Genomic DNA, 24,866 nt, shown 5'->3' on the forward strand with positions numbered 1-24,866 from the left:
GATCCGCCGGGCCGCTCGTGCGGTCCGGCGGCGCGGCGTCGTCCGGTGGGAGGTCAGCGCCATCCGAAGCGGCGGTCGACCACCGCCGCGAACTCCTCCAGGGTCAGTACGGCGTCCCCGTTCTGGTCCGCGCTGTCGAACAGCGCGGAGGAGTCCTCGGTGCCTCCCAGGCCCCAGAACGGCAGGTCTCCCGCGGCGGCCAGGGTCGGCCCCTTCGTCCGCAGGGCGGTGATCACCTCTTCGCGGGTGAGCGTCCCGTCGTTGTCGAGGTCGAGCGCCTCGAACAGCTTCCGGGCCTTGTCACTGCTCACGTCGGTCTCGTCCCCCTCGTCCGTGGGCGGGCCGGCCCACCCGCCCGTGCGGGAAGACGCGTGCCGCCCCGCGGAGGTTCCCCGGCGGCGTGCCCGCCGGCGGGCACGCCGGGCCGTGCGGGCCCGGCGCGGCGGTACCGCCCGGTCCGGAACGCGCCTTTCCCGTCCGTACGATGTGGCGCGCGGCGCCTGCCGCCGGGTGCGGCGGGTGCCGCCGGGAGACAGGGAGGAGACGCTGTGCTGCATCTGCGGGTCATCGTGCCGGCCGACCGGACCGAGGACGTCGTACGGCTCGTGGAGGGGACGGTCGGCTGCACGCACCTCGCGGTGCTGCCGGGCGCCGCCCGCAACCCGGCGGGGGACATGGTCATGTTCGACGTGGCGCGCGAGGTCGGTGACGGGCTGATCGCCGAACTGCGCGCGCGGGGCCTGGACGAGGACGGCGCGATCGCCGTCGAGAACGTCGACCTGCTCCTGTCGAAGCGGGCCGACGAGGCGGAGCGGGAGGCCCCGGGCGAGGCCGCGGACGCGGTGCTGTGGGAGCAGCTGACCGACGCGACGAACGAGGAGTCCACGCTCTCCGTCACCTACATCGCGTTCCTGTCGCTGGCCACGATGATCGCCGCGTGCGGCGTGGTGCTGGACAACGCGATCCTGATCGTGGGCGCGATGGCGGTCGGACCGGAGTTCGGCCCGCTCGCCGGGTTCTGCACGGCGCTGGTGCGGCGCGCCCCGCGGCTGGCGTGGCGGTCACTGGCGGCCCTCCTCGCCGGTTTCGCCGCGGCCATGGTGTTCACGGTGCTTTTCAGTCTCCTCATGGACGCCGTCGGGTTGTTCTCCATGGAGCAGCTGGGTGGTGAGCGGCCGAACACGGGCTTCATCTACGCCCCGGACTGGTTCTCCTTCGTCGTCGCGGTACTGGCGGGCGTGGCGGGGACGCTGTCGTTGACGTCGTCGAAGTCGGGCGCGCTGGTCGGTGTGGCGATCTCGGTGACGACCGTCCCGGCGGCGGCGAACGCGGCGGTCGCCCTGTCGTACGGCGAGTTCGGCCAGACCCGGGGGTCGACCGAGCAGTTGCTGCTGAACCTGCTCGGCATCATCGTCGCCGGCACGCTGACGCTGCTGGTCCAGAAGGCCCTCTGGGCGGGGCGGCGCCGCCGTCCGGCGCACCCGCCCCGCCGGTAGCCCCTCGCCGTACGGTGGGGCCCGGTGGCGGCCGGGCGGGCCCCCGGCGCCGTGGGGGCCCGGACGCCGGGCCGCCCAGCCGCCGGGTCGCCGCCGGATCCGCCGGCTCCGGCCGCCCGGCCGGCGGACGCGGACCGCTTCACCCGGCGGGAGGGAAGGCGGCCGTGCCCACCGGCGGGTTGAGGCGGGCGAAGCCCTCCTGGCGGTGGTAGGGGAAGTACGGGTAGGGGGCCGTCCGGGTGCTCGCGGCGTCGAGCCTCGCCATGTGCTCGGGCGCGAGCGTCCAGCCGACGGCGCCGAGGTTCTGCCGGAGCTGCTCCTCGTTGCGGGCGCCGATGATGACCGAGGACACGGTGGGGCGCTGCAGCAGCCAGTTGATGGCGATCTGCGGCACGGTCCTGCCGGTCTCCCGGGCGATCTCGTCGAGGGCGTCGACCACCCGGTAGAGGTGCTCGTCCTCGACCGGAGGGCCGTAGTCCGCCGTGTCGTGCAGGCGGCTGCCGGCGGGCAGCGGCCCGCCGCGGCGGATCCTGCCCGTCAGCCGCCCCCAGCCGAGGGGGCTCCAGACGAGCGCCCCCAGTCCCTGGTCGAGTCCCAGGGGCATCAGCTCCCACTCGTAGTCGCGGCCGACGAGCGAGTAGTACACCTGGTGCGCGACGTAGCGCGGACGGCCGTACTTCTCCGCGACGGCCAGGGACTTCATCGCCTGCCAGCCGGAGAAGTTGGAGATGCCCACGTGGCGGACCTTCCCCGCGCGCACCAGGTCCTCCAGGGTGGAGAGGACCTCCTCGACGGGGGTGCCGGCGTCGAAGGCGTGCAGCTGGAACAGGTCGATGTGGTCGGTGCCCAGCCGGCGCAGGGCGTTCTCGCACGCGGTGATCAGGCGTGACCGCGAGGTGCCGGCGTCGTCCGGCCCGTCGCCCGTCGGGAGGCCGGTCTTGGTGGACAGGAGCACCCGGTCCCTGCGGCCCCTGATCGCTTCGCCCAGCACCTCCTCGGACGCGCCGTCGGAGTAGACGTCGGCGGTGTCGAACATCGTGAGCCCGGCGTCCAGGCAGATGTCCACCAGGCGCCGTGCCTCCCGCGCGTCGGTGCTCCCCCACGCCCCGAAGAGCGGCCCCCGGCCGCCGAAGGTGCCCGCACCGAAGCTCAGTGCGGGGACCTTGAGTCCGGACGCGCCCAGTCGCCTGTACTCCATCGCTGGTCCCCTCTCTCCCGCCAACCACTAATGGGTCTACGGTCCCGTTTGGATGAGCGCTACCATAGCAGCCGTGGCCAGCTAATGGAACAGGAGTCCCGTTATGGGGTTTGACGGTGCGGATCCGGGGACCGTGCGCCCGGGAGGGCGGACGGCACGCGTACGGGCGGCGGTGCTGCAGGCGGCGGGGGACGCCCTGGCGGAGCGGGGCTTCGCCCACCTCGACCTCGCCGACGTCGCCCGCCGCGCCGGCGTGGGCAAGACGACCGTCTACCGCCGCTGGGGAACGGTGACGAGCCTCGTCGCCGACCTGCTGGCGGACATGGCCGAGCAGTCACTGCCCCGCACCGAGACCGGTTCGCTGCTCGGCGACCTCAAGGCCAACGCCCGGCTGGTACGGCGGACGCTGACCGACCCGCGGCAGGGGGCGCTGTTCAAGGCGGTGATCGCCGCCGCCGTCTGCGACGCGAAGACGGCCGAGGCCCTGCACCGCTTCTACGACGTCCGCGTCCGGGAGTGGGCCCCGTGCGTGCGGCAGGCCGTCGACCGGGGCGAGGTCCCCGCGGGCACCGACCCGCACGAGGTGGTCCGGGCCGTCTCGGCCCCCCTCTACTACCGCCTGCTGACCAGCGGCGAGCCCCTCGACGAGGCCGCCGCGGACCGGGCCGCCGAGGCCGCCGCGGCCGCGGCGCGCGCGGGAGCGTACCTCCCGGACCGGTAGGGCCGGGGGCGTGGCCACGGCGGTCGCGCACGATGCGGCGGCGGACCGGGCCGCGCCCGGACCGTGCAACCGACGGGCTCGTCGCGGTGTTCTCCAGACGTGGGACGGAGCGGACCGGGCGTCACGGTCGGCGCCGCTCCCGCCCTCGCGCGGCCCCGCCCCGGGGCACCGGTGCGAGCGACCCACGTCCGATGACGGAAAGGCGCCCCTGATGAGGCATCCCGACGACCGCCCCGGGGCCGTCGACCCGCCGCTCGTCGATCCGGCCGAGCGGGAACGGCTCAGGGGGCTGCCCCGCCCCGCCCCGCACACGGCGGCCGAGCTGGCCGCCTTGACCGGCCTGCTCACGGCCCCCCGGCCCCGGACGACGGCCGTCGTGGTGGGCCACGGCAGGGACACGGCCTCCTCGGAGGCGGCCGCGGCCTTCGCCGAGACGTGGGAGGCCCGCGGCGGCACGGTCCTCACCGTGGTCGACTGGCCCGAGACGGCGGCCTCGTGGCTGCGGGCGGCCCGCCGGATGACCGCGGAGTCCCCCGACGCCTGGGTGGTCGCCGCGGCCGTGCCCGGCTTCGTCCAGCTCGCCCGACGGCTGAGACACAGCACCTCATGGGAGCCGTCCCGTACCTACTGCTTCGGCTCGCTGGGCGACCCGCGCGCTTTGGCCCTGGCCGGCTCCGGCGTCCTGTACGGGCTGCGCGGCGCGAGCGCCGACGGCGGCACGTGGGAGGTCCGCGGCGGCTGGATCACCGAGTTCCCGGCCCGGCGGGACGACGACCGGGCCCGGTCAGCAGCTCGCTGACCGGGCCCGGTGTTCCGGCGCCACCCCCTGCCTGAGAGGGTGCGCCGGTGGGGTGGGGATGCTCAGAGACCGGAGGTGAACAGCAGGCGGTTCGGGGTGCCGCTGATGTTGCCGCCGATCACGTTCGCCGTGCTGTTGCTGATCAGCCAGTTGTTGACGGTGGCGCTGGAGGCGTCACCGTAGGCCGACTTGTAGAGGGCCGCCACACCGGCGACGTGCGGCGAGGCCATCGAGGTGCCGCTCATCGCCGTCGAACCGCCACCGGCACGGGCGGAGCTGATGCTCACACCGGGGGCGTAGAGGTCGGTGCAGTTGCCGTAGTTGCTGAAGCTCGCCTTGCGGTCGGAGGAGTCCGACGCGGCGACCGTGATGGTGCCCGAGGCGCTGGCCGGGGACACGTTGCAGGCGTCCTGGTTCTCGTTGCCGGCGGCGACGGCCAGGTGGACGCCGGAGTTGGCCAGGGAGGTCGCGGCGTTGTTCAGCGCCGAGGAGTAGCCGCCGCCCAGGGAGGCGTTGGCCACGGCCGGCTTGACGGCGTTCTGCCGGACCCAGTCGAAGCCCGCGATGATGCCGGAGAACGAACCGGAGCCCTGGCAGTCGAGCACGCGCACCCCGCGCAGCTGGACGCCCTTGGCCACACCGTACGTGGTGCCGCCGACGGTACCGGCGACGTGCGTGCCGTGGCCGTTGCAGTCCTGGCCGTTGCCGCCGAAGGCGTCGAAGACGTTGCGGGCGCGCCCGCCGAAGTCGGCGTGGGCCGTGTCGATGCCCGTGTCGATGATGTACGCCGTCACACCGGAGCCGTTGCGCGTGTAGGTGTACGTGCCGTTGCGGCCGCTGCGCTGGTCGATGCGGTCCAGGCCCCAGGGGGCGTTGGTCTGCGTGGCCGTGGCGCTGACCTTCTGGTCCTCCTCGATCGACAGGACGCGGGAGTCACGCCGGAGCGCCTCCAGCTGACCGGCGTTCAGGTCCGCGGCGAAGCCGTTGAGGACCTCCTGGTACAGGTGCCGGGTCTTGACCGACTTGTTCTTGGCGAGGCCGGCGGGGTCCGCCCCGGCCTTGAGGGTCACGATGTAGCGGCCCTTGATCTCCTGCGCGGCGGGGGCCTCCGCCACCTTCAGCAGCGGAGCGGGCGACGGCTCGGCCGCGGAGGCGGCGGTGCCGACGGCGGGGAGCAGGGCCAGGGGGAGGGCCAGGGTGAGAGCACCGATGTGAATTCTGCGCATGGGGAAGCGAACACCTCATCGTGTCTCCGGTCGAGGCCACTGGCCCGACCGGTGTGTGTGGGGGGCGCGCCATCGAAGCCGTGCGGTCACCTGCGGTGGCCGGCCGGCTGGGGATGATGGCGTGCGGGGGGTGGAGCGGCGCGGCACGACGGCGGGCGCCGTGCTGCGGTGATGCGGATACGGCATCGGGGCGGGCACATCGAGGACCCGCCTGCACCGGCCCACCCGTTCCTCGTGACGGGCCGGCCGGCTCACACCGGGACCACGGCCGCGGGACGGGGTCGCCGTTCCGGGGGCCGAGGCGATTTCTCGGTGCGGCGAAGAACATAGCGACGTCAATGGAGGGTTGACCACGGCCGAATCAGGCGTGACCGTCGACGGACACGGAGGGGGCGGTGAGGCACCGGTCGTGGTCAAAGCCCGGCCGGCGGCCCTATGGTCCTGTTCATGTCACCGAAGACCCCCCGCCGGCCACTCGAAGGGTCACCCGGTGCTCCGGCGTGCACGCCGGAGATCCACCGGGAAGAGCCGGTCGGCGAGCACGGCAGGGCCCCGGTCGCGGCCCGGGCCGCCTACGAGGCGCTCGTCCAGCGGGCGGCGCCCTCCCCGGAGGTCCTCGCGGCCGGCGCCTGCGCACAGAGCCGGCCGCCCGACGGCACGGGAACACCGGCCGGCGACATGGAAGCGCTGCCCGGAGACGTACGGCGCTGGCTGGCCGAGCGGCGGTTGCTCGACGAGACGCACCGGCAGGTGCGGTCGCCCCAGCGGGCGCTGCACGAGCTGATCGCCGAGCACCGGTCGCGCATCGACCGGTACCGGGAGGAACTGCACCACGGCCTGGAGGCCGTCGACGACGTCCTGAGGATGCTCCCGGGCATGGGGCCCACCAAGCGGGAGACCGTGGAGGCGGAGTTCTTCGACGACCGCACCAGGCTGCGCAAGCGGATGGAGGACCTGGACGCGCTGTGCCGGGAGCAGGTCCTCGGCATGCGCACCGACTTCCCCGCACGGGAGGTGCTGGAGGAGGGCCTCGAGACCGACCTGCGGCTGCTGGGACGCGGCATCGACCTGCGCCTGCTGGTGGCGGCCCGGGCCCTGCGGCGCACCGGCGTCGCGCAGTACCTCTCCGCGCTGATGGACCACGGCGCCCGGGTGCGCGTGGCCTCGACCGTTCCGCTCCACCTGAACGTCTTCGACCGGGCCGTGACCGTCATGGCCGTCGGGACCGCGGACGGCCGGGACGAGATCTCCGGCGACGTCATCCTGCACAGCACCCGCCTCGCCGACTCCTTCGTCCGGGTGTTCGATCACCACTGGGCCACCGGGCACCCGGCCGCGCCGAGGGTGAAGCCCCCCGGCACCGGCGGGGCGCCGGAGGACTACTCGCCGAGGGAACGCGAAGTGCTGGCCCTGCTCGCCGCCGGGGCCAAGGACGAGGTGATCGCCCGCAGGCTGGACTGCTCGGAACGGACCCTGCGCCGCCTGCTGACCTCGCTGATGGCCAGACTCGGCGCCGACAGCCGCTTCGCGGCGGGCGTGCAGGCGGTCCGGTTGGGGCTCCTCGACTGAAGCGACGGCCCCGGGGCACCAGGGCGACCGGGACCCGTCGCACCTCCCGGGAAGAAGGAGGGTGTGAGAGGCGGAGGTGCCGGGTAGACGCGGGATCGTGAACGGGGGAGTGAGGATGAACATGGTGAAGTCGGCACACGGTGCCCAGGGACAGGCGGCGCCGACGGCGCACGCGATACAGAGGACCGTCACTCTGGAGGGCGGAGCCGCCTGCATCGCGCAAGGGCGCGACGCCGCGGTGGACTTCCTCACCCGGGTCCAGGTCGAGCACGGCCTGCCCGTGTCGGAGCGTGCGATGCACCTCACGCAGCTGGTGGTGAGCGAACTGGTCACCAACGCCTACAAGTACGCCCCCGGGCCCGCGCTGCTGGAGCTGCGGGTCGTCGGGGACACGGTCGAGGTGGCGGTGTGGGACAGCGATCCCGTGCTGCCCGTGGCCCGCGCCGCCGACCCGGGCAGGGTCGGCCAGCACGGACTGGAGATCGTCATGGCGGTCGCCCGGGGCTTCGAGGTCCAGCGGGAGCCGGTGGGCAAGCGCATCACCGTGCGCGTCGCCCTGCCCGACGACCCCGGCGGCGACCTGTCCGGGCGGAACCCGCAGTAGCCCCACCCCGGCGGCCGGTCGACCGGCCGCCGGGGCCGCCGCGCGCAGTCCGTGCGGCAGCGGCTCCCGCGGCACCGCCGACGACGGCACGATCGACCCCGGTCGGCGCCGCGCCCTCCGGGACACCGACGACACAGGACGCCCGCCCCGCCCCGCACGCCCGCCTCGGGGCCCCGAGAGCACCGCCGGGTCCCGCCCGGTCCCGCGGGGCGGAGACGGGCGGCCGTCTCCCCGTTCCCCCCGACGTGCCTACGCCACGGGCGCCACCCGGCTCGGCTGCACGTTCCGGCACAGCCCCGAGTGGCTGAAACAAGCCGTCGGGGAAACCCCGGAGGCAGCTCGACGAAGCAGCGGTACGCCGGGGCGCCGAGGCGGGTGGGACCGGACCGGGCATCACGCCGCCGTCCGTCGCGGGCCCCTGACGAGGCCCGCACCCTCGTCACCGTCCTCGCGGTGCCCGACGGGGGCGCACCCTGGGCGACACGGCCCACGCGTACCACCCACCGGTCGGCGGCCGGCCGCCGGCGGACTGCCGGCGGCGCGGGCCCTCGCGGCGTACGGAGGCCCCACCGCCCGCGAACGCGCGCTCGTCACCGCCAACGGCGTGCGGGGCCGCACCCCGCGATAGCGACCGGACCCACGGAAAGGGCACAGGCCCCAGGACGGCGGTAGCGGCGGGGGCGGAGGACCCGGCACACCCGAGACCCCCGAAGCGGCCGGAGCCCTTTGGAGCGGCTGGAGTGCCCCGGAGCGGCCGAAGTCCCCGGAATGGCTGCATTCCCCGAACCGGTCCCCCCCCGAACCGGTCCCCCCCCGAACCGGTCCCCCCCGAACCGGTCGCACTCCCCGAACCGGTCGCACTCCCCGAACCGGTCACAATCCCCGAACCGGTCACAATCCCCGAAACAGTCGAAGTCCCCGAAATGGTCGCACCCCCCGAAACGGCCGGAGCCCCCCGGCACGGGCGGGGGGCTCAGCGGGAGGGGTGGTACCGGCGCGCCGGAGGGGGCGCGCCACCGGGCCGTTCAGAGGCGTCCGCCCGTCAGCCGGGTGACGGGGCCGTGGGCGCGCAGGACGGACCTGCGCCCGCCGGCGTAGGCACCGACCGCCACGGCCGTCGCGGCCGCCGCGACCCCGCCTGCGGTGACCGGGTTGGCCTTGAGCAGGCCCAGCGCCGGTACCGCGGCCTTGCGCCACACGACGTTGACCGTGGACGTCAGCGCCTGCGCGGGGTTGGCGAGCACGCCCACCGCCCCCTCGCGGGCCTCGCCGGCGCGGTCGGTGGCGGACCGGGCCGTGCGGCGGACCGCCTTCGCGGCCGTGCCCGCGGCCCCGGCCTTCCCGTTGGCCGACCTCGTAGCCGTGGTCGGGCCCTTGCTGCTGTTCTTGTCCGTTTCACTCATGGCTTGCGCGTAACCCGTCTCCTGCCGCGAAAACCGTCTCGAACAAGGTGGCTTGAAGGGATCGGGTGCGTGCGGCGGACGCCTACCGCAGGCCCCGCGGGGGAGCGGTGAAGGACGCCGGGACGGGAGCCCGTCCGCCCCCCGTCCCGCACAGCGCCTCGTTCAGGAGCCCTTCGAGCACCGCTCCGCCGGTGGCGTCGTCACCGTAGGGCGTGTCCGACAGGGCGAACTGGCGCCGGCCGTCCTGGGTGCCCAGGAGGAACGTCGAGTAGCCCGGTATGCCTCCCGGATGCCCCCACACGGGGCCGCAGGCCGTGTCGTACCGGATGATGCCCAGACCGTACGAGGCGCCCAACTCGGCGGCCGGCACGGCCTCCAGCATCTCGGCGAGCTGGGCCTTCGGCAGCAGCCGGCCCCCGAGCAGCGCGGCGAGGAAGCGGTTCAGGTCGGCGGTGGTGGAGATGCCGCCGCCCGCGGCACCCGCCACGCTCGGGTCGAGCAGGCTGACGTCGGCCGGTCCCTCCGGCAGCGGCAGATAGCCCTTGGCGTGCGGGCCGGGGATGCGGGGCGAGGTGGTGGGCATGACGGTGCCGCCCAGCCGCAGCGGGCGCAGGATCCGCCGTTCGACCTCCTGCTGCCAGCTCCTTCCGGACACCTTCTCGATCAGCATCCCCACGAGGACGTAGTTGGTGTTGGAGTATTTCCAGCCACGGCCCGGTGCGAAGTACGGGTCGTGGCGTGCGGCGACGTCGAGCAGCTCACGCGGGGTGTAGGTCTTCCAGCGGCCCTCCCGCAGGTACCGGCGCACGCTCGCCTCGTCGCCGAGGGCGAACTCGGGGGCGGACCAGTAGTCGTAGAGGCCGCTGGTGTGGTTGAGCAGCTGCCGTACGGTGATGTTCCGGCCGTTGCGGACCGCTCCCGGCAGGTACTCCTCCACGGGCCCGTCCAGCCGGATCCGGCCCTCGGCGGCCAGCTGGAGCGTCACCGTGGCGACGAAGGTCTTGGTGACGCTGCCGATCCTCGCCCTGCCGTCCGGGCGGGTGCGTTCGCCCGTGGCGAGGTCGGCCAGGCCGGCGGCGCCGCGCCAGGTGACGCGGTGGTCCTCGCGGAGCTCGGCGAGCGCGGCGACGGACCCGCCCCGCTCCACGAGTGCCGCCAGGCCGCGGTCCAGGTCGGTGCGCCCGGACCGGACCTCCTCCCGGGACACCGCCGGTCGCGGGGACGGCGCGGCCCACGCGCCGGGCGCGGCGCCGAGGAGGGTCGCCCCCGCGAGTGCGGCCGCGACCCCCCGTGACACCGCCCGCCGGCCCCCGCGCACCGCTGTCCGCCTCTCGGCCATGGTCGTTCTCCCTTCCCCCGAGCCGTCTCCCGCGGCCCTGTCCACGGCAGTCTGGCAACGGCCCCGCCCGTACCGCGTCCCTCCCGGGTACCGCCCTCCTCCGCCCTGCGGAGGGTTCTCGACCCCGGTGTGTCCAGGACCCGTGGCTCGCGGGGAGTACACCGGAGGGAGTAGCGGGGCGCCTGTTCGGGCCATACGGCGAGGGGCGTCCGCGGAGGTGCGAAACCGCCCTCGCACGGGTCGCGGAGGGCCGGCCCCGAGAGACCCCGACCTTGCGGGGACATCGTCCGACCTGGCCTTCCGCTCCTGCTCAGCCGCAACCGCCCCCTTCCCCGGACGCCCCGGACCCCACCTCCCGCACCGTTCGGCGAACCCGGGTCGGTACGGGCGACGGCACCGCCGCCGAGCCCTCCGGTGGGGGATTTTCGGCGACGCGCCCGCGAACGACGGGCAGTTGCTCTCTGGTGATGAGCGTTTTCGCGGTGTAGCGTCATGGATAGATGTCGTGGTTCGCAGTTCCTGCCCACGCGGTGGCGTGGGCTTCTTGCTGTGCAGTGCCTGAGAACCAGGGCGATCACCTCCGGGCTCGCGCGGTGCGGGCCCGATATCGACTGAGAGGCATGAGCATGGCCAGCGGAACCGTGAAGTGGTTCAACTCCGAAAAGGGCTTCGGCTTCATCGCGCAGGACGGCGGCGGTCCGGACGTCTTCGCGCACTACTCCAACATCAACGCCTCCGGCTACCGTGAGCTCCAGGAGGGCCAGGCGGTGACCTTCGACATCACGCAGGGCCAGAAGGGCCCGCAGGCGGAGAACATCACCCCCGCCTGATCCGCCGCCAGGCGACCGACAGGGCCCCGGAGCGCACGCTCCGGGGCCCTGTCCCGTTCCGCCACGGCACGACGCCCCGACCGGCGACGCGCCCGGCGCCCCGAAGCCACGGACCGGCCGTCCGGTACCGGCCCGCCGTACCGGCTGCCGATGGCGTGACCGTACGGCACCGGCCCGGGGGAGAGCCCCGCCTCCTGACGGACACCGGGACCGGCCCCCGCACCACGGCACGGGAAGGCCGGCCGGGGCGCCGCCGCACCGAGGACAGAAGGGCCTCCCGGGCCGTGGTGCGGGACGGCACGGGGCACCGGCCGTCAGGGGCCGGGGCGCGCCGGGCTCGCCGGCGGCGTGTTCTTCGCTGGTCCGATCGAGCGGTACGGGCGGCCTCGGGCCGTCAGGTCGCCGGCGGCCGGGAGGAGCGGCGTTACGGTGCTCCCCGATCACACCGACGGACACGGAGCGCGCGCATGAGGTACGGCTTGGGGCGGACGGCCCGCATCGGCGTGTGCGCGGCGTTCCTCGGGCTCGTCGCGGCCTGCGGTTCGGGCGGGGGCGCCGACGAGGACGACCCGTCTCCCGTCCCGTCGTCCCCGAGCCCCACGACGGCGACTTCGAGCCTCTCGCCGTCGCCGTTCCCGTCCGACGGCTCTCCCTCCTACGGCGGCGAGCCGATTTCCCCGCCCCCGGCGATCCCGACACGCACCCGACCGGCGAGGACGACCGGCCCGGGCGTCGCTCCGCCGACGCTGACGACGCCCCCTCCCGAGTGTCCCGGCGGACCTGACTGCCCGCCCGTTCCCGAGTGTCCCGGCGGCCCCGGCTGCCCGCCGCCTCCCGAGGACGGCGTGACCCGGGACGAGCCCGCGCCGGACGGTACGTGAGCGGAACGGAGCCCCGCCCCGCGTCGTGGACGGAGCGGGCGGGCCCGCGCCCGGCGTCGCCCACCGCGCTGCTCAACCTCGTGATCGCCCAGGCGTCGTTCATCGCCGCGCTGATGTTCTACGTGGGCGTGATCTACACGAGCGCGTACTACGGTCATTTCCACCTCTCCCCCTTCTCCCTCGGTCTCGGCTTCGCCGAGTTCGTCCTGCAGAGCCTGAACCTGATGACCTTCCCCGTCCTCGTGGGGGCCGTCGTGCTGCTCGTCGTGGTGGCCGTCGGCGGGCGGTGGCCGAGGCAGGCGCCGCCCGCCGGCCTGGCGCGCGTCACGTCGCTGGGCACGGCGCTGGCGGCCCGCTCCCACCTGGTCGTCGTGGTCGCGGGTCTGCTGCTGCTCGTCCTGTGGTGGCAGTGGCAGCTGCTGCTGCCGTACCGCTGGGCCGGCCCCCTGCTCGTCGCCGTCGGCCTGCTGCTCGGCGAAGCGCGGCGGGCGGACGCGGACCGCCCCAGGGGGCTGCGGGACGCAGCGGTGTCGGTCCTCGCCGCGGCCGCCTTCCTCCTGTGGACCGTCACCCTGGCGGCCGCCCAACTCGGCGAGCGGAACGCCCGGAACGACGCCCGCGAAGTGGTCGAGCGCACCGGCCTGGTCGTCTACAGCGTGCAGCGACTCGGCATCAGGTCCCGATCGCCGGAGCTCCGCTTCGACGATCTCGGGCAGGGCGTCCACTTCCGCTACCGCTACACGGGCCTGCGGCTCGTCGTGGCGCGCGAGGGCCGCTACTACGCCGTACCCGTCGGCTGGAGGGCGAAGACCGATCACGTCTACGTCATCCGGGAGGCCGACGACGTGCGGGTCGAGCTCACGCCCGGCGTGCGGTAGCACGGGACCCGTCACGACGGCGGGACCGCCCCGACCCAAAGGGGGACGTGCCGGGGCGCCGGCCGCTCGGCCCCCATCCGTGCGGCAGGATTACCGCCCGCCGTACGGCGGAGGCCCCACCCGTACGGCGGAGGCCCCACCGGTCCGCCACCGGGCCGTCGACGACCGTCCGCGTGAGGGGGCGCCCGGGACGGAAGACGACGCGGGCCCGTCCTCCGTCCCGCACGCTCCACCGGACCGGCGGGGTGGCGGACGGGGCTCAGCGGGCCGTCGCCCTCGGCGGTGGGGCCGCGCCCGTCACGGCCCCGTGCCGTCGCCGGGCCCGGTGACCCGGCCGGGGGCGTCCCGGTGCCGCGGGCTGTCGTAGGGGCCGGGGCGGGAGCGCGAGCGGAAGGCGCGGCGGTAGGCGTCCGGAGGCACACCGACCGTACGGTTGAAGTGACGGCGCAGTGTCGCGGCGGTGCCCATGCCGGTGGCCGCCGCGATGACGTCCACGCCGTCGTCGGTGGCCTCCAGCAGCTCCTGGGCCCGGCGGATCCGTTGGGTCAGCAGCCACTGCAGCGGGGTGGTACCGGTCGCCGCCCTGAAGTGGCGGCCCAGGTGGCGCGAGCTCATCCGTGCCTGACGGGCCAGGTCCTCCACGGTCAGCGGCCGGTCGAGACGTGCGATCACCCAGGGGAACAGGGCGGCGAGCGGGTGGTCGTCCCGAGCGGGCACCGGGGTGGCGACGAACTGCGCCTGGCCGCCGGCCCGATGCGGCGGCACGACCAGGCGGCGGGCGACGGTGTTCGCGACCGACGGGCCGTGGTCGAGGCGGACGAGGTGCAGGCACAGGTCCAGCGCGGCGGCCTTGCCGGCGGAGGTGAGCACGCTGCCGTCGTCCACGTACAGCACGTCCCGGTCGACCTCCACCCGGGGGTGGCGGGCGGACAGGGCGTCGGTGTGCGCCCAGTGTGTGGTCGCGCGCCTCCCGTCCAGCAGGCCGGCGGCGGCCAGCACGAACGCGCCCGTGCACAGGGAGACCACGCGCGCACCCGCCTCGTGGGCCGCGCGCACCGCGTCGACCAGGTCGGCGGGCGGCTCCTCCTCGACGTCGGCCCAGCCCGGGACGATCACGGTGTCGGCGTGCGGGAGCCGGTCGAGGCCGTGATCGGGCTGGAGGAGGAACCGGCCGACCCGCACGGCGCCCGGCCCGCAGACGGCGACGTCGTACCAGGTGACCGGCACACCGGCCGGTGCGGAGCCGAACACCTCGTACGCCACGGACAGTTCGAAGTGCAGCATTCCCTCGGTGACGGCCAGCGCGACAGTGCCCATGTCCGGAATTGTACGCGCCATGTCGTTCCGGACACTCGTGGTGGGGCGCCCCTCCTCGTCAGGATGTCCTCAGTGGATCATTCGGCTGCAAGGAGGAACCATGGGATCGGGGCACACGGTGGCGGTGTTCGGGGCGTCCGGGCACACCGGGCGGTTCGTGGTGGCGGAGCTGCGGGAGCGCGGGTTCGTCCCGCTCCTCGTCGGCCGGAACCCCGCGAAGCTGCGGGAACTCGCGGCGTCCGGCCCCGGCCTCGACGTCCGGACGGCGTCGGTCGACGACGCGGCCTCGCTCGACCGCGCGCTGACCGGCGCGGCGGCCGTGGTCAACTGCGCCGGGCCCTTCGCCACGACGGCCGCCCCCGTGATCGAGGCGGCGCTGCGCGCCGGGATCCCGTACGTGGACGTGGCGGCCGAGATCGAGGCCAACGCCGACACGTTCACGCACTTCGCGGACCGCGCCCGCGCCGCGGGAACGGTGGTCGTCCCGGCGATGGCCTTCTACGGCGGCCTCGGCGACCTGCTGGTGACCGCGGCGATGGGCGACTGGACGGCGGCCGACGAGGCGCACATCGCCTACGGGCTGGACAGTTGGCACCCCACCCCCGGGACGCGCGCCGCGGGCGAGGTCTCCCGGCAGCGGCGGGGCGGCCGGCGCGTCCGCTACGCGGACGGGCGGCTCCAGTACGCCGGTGACGCCCCGCCGGTCCTGGAGTGGTCCTTTCCCGACCCGATGGGCACGCGGCCGGTCGTGGGGGAGTTCACGATGGCCGACGTCGTCACCGTCCCCAGCCACCTGGCCATCCCCGAGGTGCGCACCTACATGACGGTGGAAGCGGCCAGGGACGTGTCGGCCCCGGACACGCCGGCGCCGACCGCGGCGGACGAGCGCGGACGGTCCGCGCAGACCTTCCTCGTCGACGCCGTCGTGCGCTCCGGCGGCAGCGAACGACGCGCCGTGGCGAGGGGCCGGGACATCTACGCCGTCACCGCGCCGCTCGTGGTGGAAGCCGTCCACCGCATCCTCACGGGGCGGACCAGGACGGTCGGCGTCGCCTCCGCCGGCAGGGTCTTCGACGCGCCGGACCTCCTCCGCGCCCTGTCCGCGCACGTTTCCTTCGAACTGCGTCGGTAGCGGACACGGTGCCTCACCGCGCGCCGGGCTGCCCCGGCCGGGACGGGCCGGAGCCGCCGGTCATCGCCCGTCCTGCGGATCGGGGTTTCCGGGTGGGGACCCGCGGACCGGGCGGTCACCAGCGCACCGCGGTGAAGTCGACGGGCCGGGGCCGCAGTTCTCGGGTACGGGCCGCCAGCCGCCGCAGCCGACGGGCCATCTCGTCGCCGGGGAGGTGGCGGCGGTCGCCGTGGCCCGGCAGCAGCCACTCGAAGCACAACCGGTCGACCGTCCGGGCCAGGGAGGCCGCCAGCTCCTCGATGGAGTACCAGGTGACACTGTCGGCCACCTCGAGGTCCGCTGTCGTACGCGACCAGTAGAAGCTGTCACCGCTGAAGCAGTACCGCTCGTCCGCGAGGTAGAGCACACTGCCCCGCGTGTGCCCGGGAAGCGGGAGGGCGACCACCCCTTCGGCGATCTCCGCCGGGTCGGTGCCGCGGAGCACGCGGTCGGCGTCCGGGGCGGCATCGAGGTCACCCTCGTGGATCCACAGCCGGGCGCCGAAGCGGTCGGCGTAACCGCGGCCGTGCGCGGCGTGGTCGCGGTGGGTGAGCAGGATGTCGGTGACAGGGCCCAGGGTCTCGTAGCGCGCGGCCAGCGAAGCGCTCCAGCGTGGCGTGTCCACCATCATCACGGTGCCGTCGGGGCGGCGTAACAGGTAGGAGTTGGCTCCCGCGGTGCGGGGGGAGTTGTGCCCGCACAGGTACACGGTGTCGTCCACGGCCAGGGGAAAGGGGTCCGACGCCGCGTCCAGCCGCCCGCTCGGGGGACGGATCGACCGGGTGGGGCAGGCGTGCGCGGCGGCATGGAGCTGCCGGAGCTCGGATCGGTCGTGCGGCGGGCGCAGGACGACCGAGCGGCCGCCGGCCTCGCCGATCAAGCCCGGGGCGAGCTGCCGGGCGACATCGCAGTTCGTGCACCGCTCGTCCACATGCCAGCCGTCCTCGGATCGTCCCTCGCCCATGGTCCGCTCCTCTTCACGCTGCGCCCGCCGATCGGCCGCTCACCCTCAGGGATATCCCGCGCCACGCGGATATCGGAAGGGGGCCCGGACCTTGTCCTTGCGGCAGCGCGCTGCTCTGAGAATCCGCCTCGGCCGGGCGAACCGGCGGTGACACGGGACACCGGAAGCCGTACGGTCCGCCTGCGGTCGACCGTGGATCCGAGGGCGCGCGGGAGGGCGGGGCCGCCGCGGCATACGAGGGGAACGGAGGGGCCCGTCTCCCGTGTGGCGGCGGCCGGCTCCGGTCGCCGGGCGGGAGCGGGGGAGGCGCGGCGCGTCGGGTCCACCGTCCCGTATGAGCGCGGACGCGGAGGGTAGGCGGGGAACATGCCTGAAGCAGCCGAGAGCGTGGTGGCCGTGGTGGTCGGGGAAGTGATGAACGTACGCGAGGAGTTGGGTGACACGGTGGCGGAGGCCGTCGCGGGGACCCGCGGCGGGCTGTCGGCCGTCGCGGCGGGAGGCGCGTGCGGTCTGCTCGCGGCGCTGACCGCGCACACGGCCCTCCAGGAACGGCTGGCCCGGACGTGGTCGCCGGAGATCGCCGCGGGAGCGCTGACCCTGGCCTACGTCACCGGGGCCTCGGCGCTCCTCCGCTACGGCCAGGCCAGGTTGCGCCGGGCACGCGAGGCGTCCCGCGAGGCCCTGGAGGTGTCCCGCGAGGCGGTGGTGCGGACGGCGGACGAACTGGCGCGCGGTTGAACCGCACCGCGGGCGTCGGCGGGCCGTGACGCGGCGGTGGGCCCGGCGACATGGGACGGACGCCTCCCCGGTCGAACCGGGGAGGCGTCCGTCCCATGTGCCGGGCGGCGTGCCGAAGGTCAGCGCACCCAGACGTCGATGACCGGGGAGACGGCCTGCCTGCGGCTGTCGACCAGCCGCAGCTTGTTGTGGCCCTTCATGCCGAGCACGACGCGCATGTTGTACATGGAGCGGGAGTTGGTGCTCATCGAGGCGGGGAGGGTGGTCCAGCCGCGGTCACCCACCTTCTGCTGGAGGGTGACCCGGCTGCCGGGGGGGACGTTCTTCGCGACACCGCGGACCCGGAACTGCTGCCAGGCACGTACGTTCTTCATGGATGCCTTGGCCGAGAAGGCCGGAGCGGCCGCGGCGGCCGTTTGGTGCTGCACGGGGGACGGCGAAGCGACGGCCACCGTCGCGCCGACCGAACCGGCCACCACGGCGACCGTGGCGATTCCGGCACCCCAGATACGTACGAACTGACGCATGCTCTGTCTCCCGATTGAGGAAGGGGGAAGGCTTCACCGGAAACGTAAGCACATGAGGGGATAACCGGATTGTTCGACACGAAGTGTGAGTATCGGTGTACCCCGTCCAGCCGTGTGGACTTCTGAGGGTCCCTCAACAACCTTCCGTGGCGTGGAAGGTGCGCGAGGCGTCCCCGCGCAGCGGCCCGGTGGACGGGCGCCGCGCCGCTCCCGCCCCCCGTGTCCCCGCCGGGGGCTGCCGGCTCCGGCCCCCTCGGCGCACGCCTCGCGGCCCGGCCGCGACCGCCGCCGGCTTGCCCGTCGGCCGCGGGCGGGGAATGCGTCCCGTCGCCGTTTCGGCATCGACCGGCACGGGCGGCCCGGAATTCCGCGATGGCCCAGAAGGATGGTTTTCCGATCGGTCATACCGGTATCGGTCACGGGGGGAGCGACAATGTGCGGGGGCCGGAACGGCGCCACCCGCTTGGAACACCGCTTTTCCCGGTGGCGCACCGTCCGCCGCCTGGCGGCGAGGGCGCATCCGGCGCCTCACGGATACGACTGTCCGCAGGGGCGGGTGATTCCGTGAGACCTCGGCCGAGAACGGCCGCACGCCTCTTTCCGGGCGTGCCGAAGCGAAATGATCCCGGAAGGCAAGAGAGCCATGAGATTTCCCCGATCCCTCGTCTGCGTGTTCACTGCTCTGGCGGTCGCCGGTGGCGCTGCCGGGGCCGCGCGGGCGGCCGACGACGACACGACGAAGACCGACGGGACCGTCCAGTTCCACGACTGCAACATCATCGAGAACTTCGACCAGCCGAGCCGCCTGACCACCAACGAGACCGTGAACTGCTCCCAGAACATCACGCACGGGGACGAGTTGGCGCAGGTGGTGGACGCGGTGAAGCAACTGTTCCTCCTCCGCCACGGGAACCGCTGACCGCACGACCCGCCCGCCGTGCCGGCCCGGTCCGCCGCCCGGCGCCGTCGCGCGCGGCCGACGAGGGGTGAAGGACGCGGCGGGCACGGCGGGATGATCCTCCCCGGCACGGCCGGAGCCCCTCGGGGGTGCGGGGAAGGCCGGGCCGGGAGGCCGCACCGGGGTCCGGGGCACTCTCGGGCGCGGTCACGGAACACGTACCGGCCGGGACCGCGGCACGCCGGGCGGGCACCCGGGCACCGGTCGCCACGAAGACGGCGGGCAGGGGCAGGCTGCTCAGACCCGCCCGCGATTGCGGGGGTGCCGACGGGCCTGGCGTTCGTTGCCGAACGTGTACGAGCCCGTCCAACGGGCCATCACCAGCTGGGCGTCGCCGTCCTCCACCTCCACCAGGAAGCGGACGGCGCGCGCGTCGCGCAGGACTACGGCGGAGCGGCCGTGGTGGGTGATCAGGACGGTACCGTCGGCGCGCCGCGTGAAGGTGAAACGTGGGGGCGTGGCATGGGCCGGATGCTACGCGGCACGTACGCGGCGACGGCACCGGTTTTCCGGGGGCGCCGGGGGAGGCGCCGAGGCGGCCGGCCCCGCGGCACCGCCGGAGCGGGCACCGGCGGACGGGTGTGGACACCGCGATCACGACGGTCTTCGCGGAATCCGGAATTCCAAGATCACTTCCACCGAATCCGGCGGTAGTCTGCACGGGTTGTCACAACCGGGGGGTGTGCGTGGTTCCTTCGACGATGCCGTCCTGCCCGGACCCTGCCGTCCTACCGAAGGAAACACTCGTGCTTCGTACCCGTCCACGGTCCGCGTGGATGGCCGCCGGCCTCGCCGCGGCGATCGGCACCGGCCTGCTGTCGTCGAACACCGCGACCGCCGCCATCGGCGCTCCCGACACGGCCGGCGTCTTCGCCCACACCGCCCAGATCACCGTCGGCGACCAGACCGACGCCCGCGGCTGCTCCGGCACCCTGGTCGCGGCCCAGTGGCTCCTCACCTCCCAGAGCTGCTTCACCACCACGCCCGGCACGGGCATGGTGGCCGGCAAGCCCCAGGAGCCGGTGAAGGTCACCCTGGGCTCCCAGGAGTACACGATCGCGGAAGTCGTCCCCCGTACCGACCGGGACGTCCTCCTGGCGCGCCTCGACCGGTCGGCCACCGGCGTCACCCCGGCCAGGATCGCCGGCGCCGCACCCGGGGCCGGCACCGCACTGACCGCCGCGGGCTTCGGCCGGACGAAGACGGTGTGGGTGCCCGACAAGGTCCACACCGCCGCCTTCACCACGACCTCCTCCACGGCGACCACCCTCGCCATCGAGGGCGGCCAGACCGGCGACGCCATCTGCCAGGGCGACGCGGGCGGCCCCGTCACCAACGCCGCCGGCGAGGTCGTCGCCCTCGCCAGCCGCTCGTGGCAGGCCGGCTGCCTGGGCATCCCCTCGACCGAGACCCGGCGGAACGCCGAAGCCGCACGCGTCGACGACCTCCGTCAGTGGATCATGGACGTCCGCGTCGCGCAGCCCGGCTGGAGGGCCCAGGCCATCGCCCAGACCAGCACGGGCGTCTACCAGGGAATCCGGCTCGCCGACGGCACCTGGACCGACTTCACCGACGTCCAGACCAAGGCCGGCAACATCGGCGGCACCCTGTCGTCGGCCTCCGCGGTGACCGCGGCGGGCATCAACCAGGACACCCACGTCCTGGCCATCGACAGCCAGGGCAAGCTGCGCCACAGCATCCGCAGGGCCGACGGCTCCTGGACCGCGTTCGGAGACGTGGGCGCCGTCGCCGGGGTCCTGGGCAACCTCCGGCAGGTCTCCGCCGTCTCCATCGGCCACGACCTGCACGTGGTCGCGCTCGCCGACAACAAGGTGTTCCACACCCGCCGCGACGCCGCCGGCAACTGGACCCGCTTCGGCGACGTCTCCGGCGCGGCGGGACCCATCGGGGCGGTGACGTCCGTCGCCACGGCCAGCGTCGGCGGCCAGCTGCAGACCGTCGCGGTCACCGGAGGCAAGCCCTACCACACGGTCCGCAACACCACCGGGCAGTGGACCGGCTGGGGCGACATGACCAAGGCCGTGGGCGTCACCGGCCCCGTCTCCTCCGTCTCCATCGCCGGTGTGGGCACCGACGCGCACGTCGTCATCGCCACCGACAACGGCACCAAGCAGTTCCACACCCTGCGCTCCGGCAACGGCAGTTGGACCGTGTACGGGAACCTCTCCGGTGTCTGGGGCACCGTCACCACGAAGTCCCTCAGCGCCGCCCACGTCGACGGCGAACTGCAGCTGGCCGCCGTCACCGCCGACGGCAAGGTCCTGCACACCACCCGGCACGCCGCCGGGACCTGGGCCCCGACCGCCACGGTCACCCTGACCGGCGCTCCCGGGACGCTCGTCGGCCTGAGCATCACCGGCACCCTCTGATCCACGGCTCCCCCGCCCGGCCGGGCGGGGGAGCGGCCCCCGGAGACGGGGAGCGCTCCTGTCCGCCGGACGTGCCGCTGCGAACGCCGGGACCCCAGGGTCCCGGCAGCGCACACACCAGGGGCCCGGAACGGAGTCCGGGGCCCCTGGCCCGCCCGGGCCGGGGCGCTCCGACGTACTGTGTCTCGGCCTGCCCGTACCAGCCGTGGAGGACGGGCCCCAGGGCCCTGGCCGCCTGCCGCAGCCAGGCCACCGGGCCGTGCCCGCCGAGGGTCCGCCGGGCGACGGCCGGCGTCAGGCCTCGCCCCGGACGGCGGACGGCTGGTTCCGAGGGTCGGCGTGCAGCACGGCGAACAGCCCCCGGACGCGGGTTCCGTCGGGCAGGTGCCAGGGGCCGGCGACGTGGCCGGTCGCGGTCCGCGGCAGGGCGGACGCCTCCTCCGGCGCGGGCCGCAGGACCCGGTGCAGCCGGAGGGTCGTGCCGCGCGCGACATCCAGAGCGGTGCCCTCCGCGTCGTCGGTGGCGGTGACGGCGCGGTCCGTGAGGAGGGGGCCCTCCCCCGTGTGGGAACGGGTGACCTCGTGGTCGGGGGTGTCACTGGTGCTCTGGGCCTGCGCCTGGGCGCGGCCCTCGACCAGGGCGAGCAACTGGGCGACCAGCACCGGGTCGTGGCAGCCGTCGTAGGCCCAGCGCCGCCCCAGTACCCCGTGCTCCATCGTGCCGACGAGAGCGTGCTCCGCTCCGTCGAGCGGGGCACCGCGGTACGTCAGGGGCAGCAGGTAGGTGACCGGGTCGGTACCGGAGGTGTCGGTGACCACCATGAACTCGATCCCCACCTCGCCCCGCGGGTCGTCCAGCCGGAACCCCCCGGCCTTCGCCAGCTCCGGTCCTCCCGTACCGCCGCCGTACCACGGTCGGGAGGGCAGCCAGGCGGTGAGCAGTTCGAGCTTGGTCGGCTTGATGGTGGTGGCGTGGATGACGGCCATACCGGGACCTCTTCCGTCGGGTGGACACGGACCTTCCCACCCTCCCATCCGCGTCGCGGCCACGGCGACTTCGGCCCGGGACCGGAACGGGGCCGTCCCGTCCCGTCAGGCCGCCGCCCGGCCCGCCCGCAGCTCCAGGCGGTCGCCGGTGAAACCGCTGCGGAACCGGCGGTCGTGCGAGACGGCCACCACCGCGCCCTCGTACCGTGCCAGCGTCTCCTCCAGGTCCTCGACGAGGCCCGGCGCGACGTGGTTGGTGGGCTCGTCCAGGACCAGCAGGTCCGCCGGGCGGGCCACCAGCCGGGCCAGCTCCAGCCGGCGCTGCTGGCCGGCCGAGAGGGAGGCGACCGGCACGTCGAGGTCCTCCTCGCGGAACAGCCCGAGGGCCAGCAGTTCGTCGGCGTACTCCTCCGCCGGTCCGGGCCGCCCCGCCGCGTACACCGTCAGCAGGGCCTCGGGCGACGGTACGGCGGGCAGTTCCTGCGGCAGGTAGCCGACCCGGGCGGTACCGCGCACCGTCCCGGCGTCCGGTCGCAGGTCACCGGCGAGGACCCGCAGGAGCGTCGTCTTGCCGGCGCCGTTGGGTCCGGTCACCAGCAGGCGGCGACCGGCCTCGATCCGCAACCGCGGCAGGGACAGCCGGTTCTCCACGACGACGTCCGTGAGCTCGGCGACGACGCCGTCCGCCGCGCCGCCCGGCGCCCCGGCCGTGAGGTGCGCCCGGAACCGCAGCGGTTCGGGCGGCGCCGGCACCGGGGCCCGGCGCAACTGCTCAAGCCGTACCCGGGCGGCGCGCACCTGCCCCGACAGCTTCGCCTCGGAGGAGCGGCGGTGCTTGCCGAAGCCCTGCCGGGGGTCCTTCCCCGTGGCGGCGAGCCGCTGCCCGGCGGCCTCGACCAGTGCCTCCGTACGGGCCAGCTCGTCCCGCCACTCCTCGTGCTCCCGCACCCGGCGGCGGTGGGCGGCGGCTTTCGCGGCGCGGTACCCGCTCCAGCCGTCGCCGTGGCGGCGGACGGTGCGCGTGTCCCGGTCGACCTCCAGGATCGCCGTCGCGACCTCCTCCAGGAAGACCCGGTCGTGGGTCACCGCCAGCACGGTCCCGTGGTGGGCGCGCAGCCGTTCCTGCAGCCAGCGCACGGCCGTGAGGTCCAGGTGGTTGGTGGGTTCGTCGAGCAGGAGCAGTTCGGCCCCCGAGGCGAGGACGCAGGCCAGTGCGAGACGGGACTGCTCACCGCCCGAGAGGGACCCGAGCGTCCGGTCCCGGGCGAGCCGGCCCACGCCGAGCCCGTGCAGCGCGGCGTCCACGCGGGTGTCCGCCTCGTACCCGCCGCGCTCCTCGTAGGCGGACAGCAGGTCGCCGTACGCGTGGAGCTGTTCGGGCGTCGCGTCGGAGAGATCGGCCTCGGCCTGCCGGATCCGCCGCTCCAGTGCGCGCAGGTCGGCGAGGGAGGCGTCGACGGCGTCCTGCACGGTGCGGGACGGCGCGAGCGCGAGGGTCTGGGCGAGGTGGCCGACGCCACCGGGGAAACCGACCGTGACGTCACCGGTGTCGGGCCGGTCGATGCCGGCGAGGAGCCGCAGCAGGGTGGACTTCCCGGATCCGTTCTCGCCGATGACTCCGATCCGTTCGCCGGGCCGGACGGAGAAGGAGACCTGGTCGAGGACGGTCCGTACGCCGTACGTCTTGGAGACGTCCTTGACGGACAACTGAGAAGGGGCGCGGTCGCGCATGGTTCTTTCCCTGAGTGAGGACATGGGCACAGCCCGGGGTTCGCGGACCTGGGAAGGGGACGGCGACGACACCGCGGCGGCCTACCGGCCGGCGGTCATCGCGCGTCCGCGCCCGGAATCAGAGAAAGAAGTAGTACGAACCCATGGATTCGAGTGTACGGGCGCGGCACACCGGCGGCGAAGGGGTTTCCGCGCCCCACCGCGGGCGGAAGGGGGTCCGTGCCGCGTCCCGTGAGCGCTCCCATCGGAGAGGGGAGGAGCCGGACGGCCGGGTGGTGGCCGCGTGCGGGCGGGGAACGACGGCAGCCCCAGCCTGACTGGCCGGCGCCCGGCCGGCCGTCCCACCGGGGCCGGGGGAGACGGAGCGTCGGGAGCCCCCGGCGGGGCGCTTCCCCCGGCGGCGTCCGCGGGCTCGACGGCGCGTTCCGCCCCCGCGCGAGCGGTCACGGGACGCGCCCCGGCGGTCGCGGCTCGCCCCGGTGGCACGCCATGCCACGGGCCCGCGCCGGTGGTCGTGGCTCAGGGCAGGAACGGGGCGAGTTCCGCACGCAGCGCGGGCAGGTGGGCGAAGTCCTCGCCCACGGCGAATCGGTGGTCGGCGTAGTCGAAGCCGGGGGTGACGACCTCCGCCACCAGGGCGTGGGTGGCGTCGCCGACGAGCTGCGAGGCCTTCCACACCTGGCCGGGGACGGCGAGGAAGTGGCGGTCGCCGGCCCGCAGCGTGACGCGTTCCAGGACACCGTCCGAGGTGACGGTCACGTACTCGACGGGGCCCCCGTCGAGGAGGAAGTGGAGGATGTCGCTGCGATTGCGGTGCAGGCGGCCGCGCGGCTCGTCGCGCGTGAGCAGGTAGTGGATGGAGGTCGCCGTCGGGCGGGGCCCGCCGGCCGTGTGCGTGACGTGGGGGCTGGTGTAGGTCCGCCGGAAGAACCCGCCCTCGGGGTGCGCCTCCAGGCCCAGTCTGCGTCTCCAGTCCGGCACCGTCGCCTCGCTCTCCTCGTGTGCGCGTCACCCTACGCGCCCGGCGGGGGAGCCCCGGGTCCGCCGCCCCCGCGGGCCGCACCCCCGGGTGGTGAGGCGGCCACTTTCCGCCAAGTGGGGGCCGGTGACGTCGATTTGTGAAGGCGGAGAAAAACTGA

Annotated in this window: 22 protein-coding genes; 11 read left to right on the forward strand and 11 right to left on the reverse strand. The window is 74.6% G+C overall.

The window, feature by feature from the left end:
• Positions 1-53 precede the first annotated feature (53 nt).
• The gene (locus IE106_RS14490) at positions 54-311 is read right to left on the reverse strand and encodes an EF-hand domain-containing protein (RefSeq protein ID WP_189533824.1); all 258 of its coding nucleotides are present in this window, start codon (positions 309-311) and stop codon (positions 54-56) included.
• A 237-nt stretch (positions 312-548) separates the two neighbouring features.
• Between IE106_RS14490 and IE106_RS14495 the strand changes: the two genes are divergently transcribed.
• Positions 549-1,496 carry a DUF389 domain-containing protein gene (locus tag IE106_RS14495; RefSeq protein ID WP_189533826.1) on the forward strand — a complete coding sequence of 316 codons (948 nt, stop codon included), beginning with the start codon at positions 549-551 and terminating at the stop codon, positions 1,494-1,496.
• A 139-nt stretch (positions 1,497-1,635) separates the two neighbouring features.
• Here the strand turns inward: IE106_RS14495 and IE106_RS14500 are convergent, their stop codons facing one another.
• Positions 1,636-2,694, reverse strand: a complete 1,059-nt coding sequence (locus IE106_RS14500; protein ID WP_189533829.1) for an aldo/keto reductase — start codon at positions 2,692-2,694, stop codon at positions 1,636-1,638.
• Between the two features lie 103 nt (positions 2,695-2,797).
• On the opposite strand from IE106_RS14500, the gene IE106_RS14505 reads away from it, so the two are divergent.
• Positions 2,798-3,415: a TetR/AcrR family transcriptional regulator gene (locus IE106_RS14505; protein ID WP_189533831.1), complete on the forward strand. Its 618-nt coding sequence runs from the start codon at positions 2,798-2,800 to the stop codon at positions 3,413-3,415.
• A 211-nt stretch (positions 3,416-3,626) separates the two neighbouring features.
• The gene (locus tag IE106_RS14510; RefSeq protein WP_189533833.1) at positions 3,627-4,214 is read left to right on the forward strand and encodes an ABC transporter substrate-binding protein; all 588 of its coding nucleotides are present in this window, start codon (positions 3,627-3,629) and stop codon (positions 4,212-4,214) included.
• 62 nt (positions 4,215-4,276) lie between these two features.
• On the opposite strand, the gene IE106_RS14515 is transcribed toward IE106_RS14510, so the two are convergent.
• On the reverse strand, positions 4,277-5,440 hold the full coding sequence (locus IE106_RS14515; RefSeq protein ID WP_189533835.1) for a S8 family peptidase: 1,164 nt from the start codon (positions 5,438-5,440) through the stop codon (positions 4,277-4,279).
• Between the two features lie 447 nt (positions 5,441-5,887).
• Here IE106_RS14515 and IE106_RS14520 point away from each other — a divergent pair, with 447 nt between their 5' ends.
• Positions 5,888-7,009 carry a helix-turn-helix transcriptional regulator gene (locus IE106_RS14520; RefSeq protein WP_189533837.1) on the forward strand — a complete coding sequence of 374 codons (1,122 nt, stop codon included), beginning with the start codon at positions 5,888-5,890 and terminating at the stop codon, positions 7,007-7,009.
• 121 nt (positions 7,010-7,130) lie between these two features.
• Positions 7,131-7,613, forward strand: coding sequence for an ATP-binding protein (locus IE106_RS14525; RefSeq protein ID WP_189533839.1), 483 nt, complete (start codon positions 7,131-7,133; stop codon positions 7,611-7,613).
• Positions 7,614-8,638: 1,025 nt separating this feature from the next.
• Here the strand turns inward: IE106_RS14525 and IE106_RS14530 are convergent.
• Both IE106_RS14530 and IE106_RS14535 read right to left on the reverse strand, forming a co-directional pair.
• Positions 8,639-9,016: a hypothetical protein gene (locus IE106_RS14530; protein ID WP_189533842.1), complete on the reverse strand. Its 378-nt coding sequence runs from the start codon at positions 9,014-9,016 to the stop codon at positions 8,639-8,641.
• Positions 9,017-9,098: 82 nt separating this feature from the next.
• The gene (locus tag IE106_RS14535; RefSeq protein WP_189533844.1) at positions 9,099-10,355 is read right to left on the reverse strand and encodes a serine hydrolase domain-containing protein; all 1,257 of its coding nucleotides are present in this window, start codon (positions 10,353-10,355) and stop codon (positions 9,099-9,101) included.
• A gap of 626 nt (positions 10,356-10,981) precedes the next feature.
• On the opposite strand from IE106_RS14535, the gene IE106_RS14540 reads away from it, so the two are divergent.
• Entirely contained in the window at positions 10,982-11,185 is a 204-nt protein-coding gene (locus IE106_RS14540) for a cold-shock protein (protein ID WP_028964611.1), read from the forward strand.
• A gap of 877 nt (positions 11,186-12,062) precedes the next feature.
• A complete protein-coding gene (locus tag IE106_RS14545) occupies positions 12,063-12,944 on the forward strand; it encodes a hypothetical protein (RefSeq protein ID WP_189533846.1) in 882 nt (293 codons plus the stop codon).
• Between the two features lie 297 nt (positions 12,945-13,241).
• Here the strand turns inward: IE106_RS14545 and IE106_RS14550 are convergent, their stop codons facing one another.
• Entirely contained in the window at positions 13,242-14,261 is a 1,020-nt protein-coding gene (locus IE106_RS14550) for a helix-turn-helix domain-containing protein (RefSeq protein ID WP_189533848.1), read from the reverse strand.
• A gap of 100 nt (positions 14,262-14,361) precedes the next feature.
• On the opposite strand from IE106_RS14550, the gene IE106_RS14555 reads away from it, so the two are divergent.
• Positions 14,362-15,393 (forward strand): saccharopine dehydrogenase family protein, encoded by a 1,032-nt coding sequence (locus IE106_RS14555; protein WP_189533850.1) that lies wholly within the window; start codon positions 14,362-14,364, stop codon positions 15,391-15,393.
• A gap of 115 nt (positions 15,394-15,508) precedes the next feature.
• Here the strand turns inward: IE106_RS14555 and IE106_RS14560 are convergent, their stop codons facing one another.
• On the reverse strand, positions 15,509-16,396 hold the full coding sequence (locus tag IE106_RS14560) for an MBL fold metallo-hydrolase (protein WP_189533853.1): 888 nt from the start codon (positions 16,394-16,396) through the stop codon (positions 15,509-15,511).
• 366 nt (positions 16,397-16,762) lie between these two features.
• Here IE106_RS14560 and IE106_RS14565 point away from each other — a divergent pair, with 366 nt between their 5' ends.
• A complete protein-coding gene (locus IE106_RS14565) occupies positions 16,763-17,134 on the forward strand; it encodes a hypothetical protein (RefSeq protein WP_189533855.1) in 372 nt (123 codons plus the stop codon).
• Between the two features lie 119 nt (positions 17,135-17,253).
• Here IE106_RS14565 and IE106_RS14570 read toward each other — a convergent pair whose 3' ends face one another.
• Entirely contained in the window at positions 17,254-17,661 is a 408-nt protein-coding gene (locus tag IE106_RS14570; protein WP_189533857.1) for a hypothetical protein, read from the reverse strand.
• Between the two features lie 643 nt (positions 17,662-18,304).
• On the opposite strand from IE106_RS14570, the gene IE106_RS14575 reads away from it, so the two are divergent.
• Together IE106_RS14575 and IE106_RS14580 are read left to right on the forward strand one after the other, a co-directional pair.
• Positions 18,305-18,580 carry a hypothetical protein gene (locus IE106_RS14575; protein ID WP_189533859.1) on the forward strand — a complete coding sequence of 92 codons (276 nt, stop codon included), beginning with the start codon at positions 18,305-18,307 and terminating at the stop codon, positions 18,578-18,580.
• Positions 18,581-19,365: 785 nt separating this feature from the next.
• Complete coding sequence (locus IE106_RS14580; RefSeq protein ID WP_189533861.1) at positions 19,366-21,009, forward strand: trypsin-like serine protease; 1,644 nt, start codon at positions 19,366-19,368, stop codon at positions 21,007-21,009.
• A gap of 294 nt (positions 21,010-21,303) precedes the next feature.
• Here the strand turns inward: IE106_RS14580 and IE106_RS14585 are convergent, their stop codons facing one another.
• The 3 genes from IE106_RS14585 to IE106_RS14595 all read right to left on the reverse strand — a co-directional run bounded on the left by IE106_RS14585 (position 21,304) and on the right by IE106_RS14595 (position 24,708).
• Entirely contained in the window at positions 21,304-21,996 is a 693-nt protein-coding gene (locus tag IE106_RS14585; protein WP_189533863.1) for a maltokinase N-terminal cap-like domain-containing protein, read from the reverse strand.
• A 105-nt stretch (positions 21,997-22,101) separates the two neighbouring features.
• Entirely contained in the window at positions 22,102-23,727 is a 1,626-nt protein-coding gene (gene abc-f / locus IE106_RS14590; RefSeq protein WP_189533866.1) for a ribosomal protection-like ABC-F family protein, read from the reverse strand.
• 519 nt (positions 23,728-24,246) lie between these two features.
• A complete protein-coding gene (locus IE106_RS14595) occupies positions 24,247-24,708 on the reverse strand; it encodes a cupin domain-containing protein (RefSeq protein WP_189533868.1) in 462 nt (153 codons plus the stop codon).
• Positions 24,709-24,866 lie beyond the last annotated feature (158 nt).

The organism is Streptomyces roseolilacinus (assembly GCF_014649335.1).
Taxonomy (GTDB): domain Bacteria; phylum Actinomycetota; class Actinomycetes; order Streptomycetales; family Streptomycetaceae; genus Streptomyces; species Streptomyces roseolilacinus.

Excerpts from the sequence above, each read along its gene's own strand:
- IE106_RS14500 (WP_189533829.1), bottom strand. The coding sequence starts at position 2,694 with ATGGAGTACAGGCGACTGGGCGCGTCCGGACTCAAGGTCCCCGCACTG.
- IE106_RS14505 (WP_189533831.1), top strand. The coding sequence starts at position 2,798 with ATGGGGTTTGACGGTGCGGATCCGGGGACCGTGCGCCCGGGAGGGCGG.
- IE106_RS14510 (WP_189533833.1), top strand. The coding sequence starts at position 3,627 with ATGAGGCATCCCGACGACCGCCCCGGGGCCGTCGACCCGCCGCTCGTC.
- IE106_RS14515 (WP_189533835.1), bottom strand. The coding sequence starts at position 5,440 with ATGCGCAGAATTCACATCGGTGCTCTCACCCTGGCCCTCCCCCTGGCC.
- IE106_RS14520 (WP_189533837.1), top strand. The coding sequence starts at position 5,888 with ATGTCACCGAAGACCCCCCGCCGGCCACTCGAAGGGTCACCCGGTGCT.
- IE106_RS14525 (WP_189533839.1), top strand. The coding sequence starts at position 7,131 with ATGGTGAAGTCGGCACACGGTGCCCAGGGACAGGCGGCGCCGACGGCG.
- IE106_RS14530 (WP_189533842.1), bottom strand. The coding sequence starts at position 9,016 with ATGAGTGAAACGGACAAGAACAGCAGCAAGGGCCCGACCACGGCTACG.
- IE106_RS14535 (WP_189533844.1), bottom strand. The coding sequence starts at position 10,355 with ATGGCCGAGAGGCGGACAGCGGTGCGCGGGGGCCGGCGGGCGGTGTCA.
- IE106_RS14540 (WP_028964611.1), top strand. The coding sequence starts at position 10,982 with ATGGCCAGCGGAACCGTGAAGTGGTTCAACTCCGAAAAGGGCTTCGGC.
- IE106_RS14550 (WP_189533848.1), bottom strand. The coding sequence starts at position 14,261 with ATGGGCACTGTCGCGCTGGCCGTCACCGAGGGAATGCTGCACTTCGAA.
- IE106_RS14555 (WP_189533850.1), top strand. The coding sequence starts at position 14,362 with ATGGGATCGGGGCACACGGTGGCGGTGTTCGGGGCGTCCGGGCACACC.
- IE106_RS14560 (WP_189533853.1), bottom strand. The coding sequence starts at position 16,396 with ATGGGCGAGGGACGATCCGAGGACGGCTGGCATGTGGACGAGCGGTGC.
- IE106_RS14565 (WP_189533855.1), top strand. The coding sequence starts at position 16,763 with ATGCCTGAAGCAGCCGAGAGCGTGGTGGCCGTGGTGGTCGGGGAAGTG.
- IE106_RS14570 (WP_189533857.1), bottom strand. The coding sequence starts at position 17,661 with ATGCGTCAGTTCGTACGTATCTGGGGTGCCGGAATCGCCACGGTCGCC.
- IE106_RS14575 (WP_189533859.1), top strand. The coding sequence starts at position 18,305 with ATGAGATTTCCCCGATCCCTCGTCTGCGTGTTCACTGCTCTGGCGGTC.
- IE106_RS14585 (WP_189533863.1), bottom strand. The coding sequence starts at position 21,996 with ATGGCCGTCATCCACGCCACCACCATCAAGCCGACCAAGCTCGAACTG.
- abc-f (WP_189533866.1), bottom strand. The coding sequence starts at position 23,727 with ATGCGCGACCGCGCCCCTTCTCAGTTGTCCGTCAAGGACGTCTCCAAG.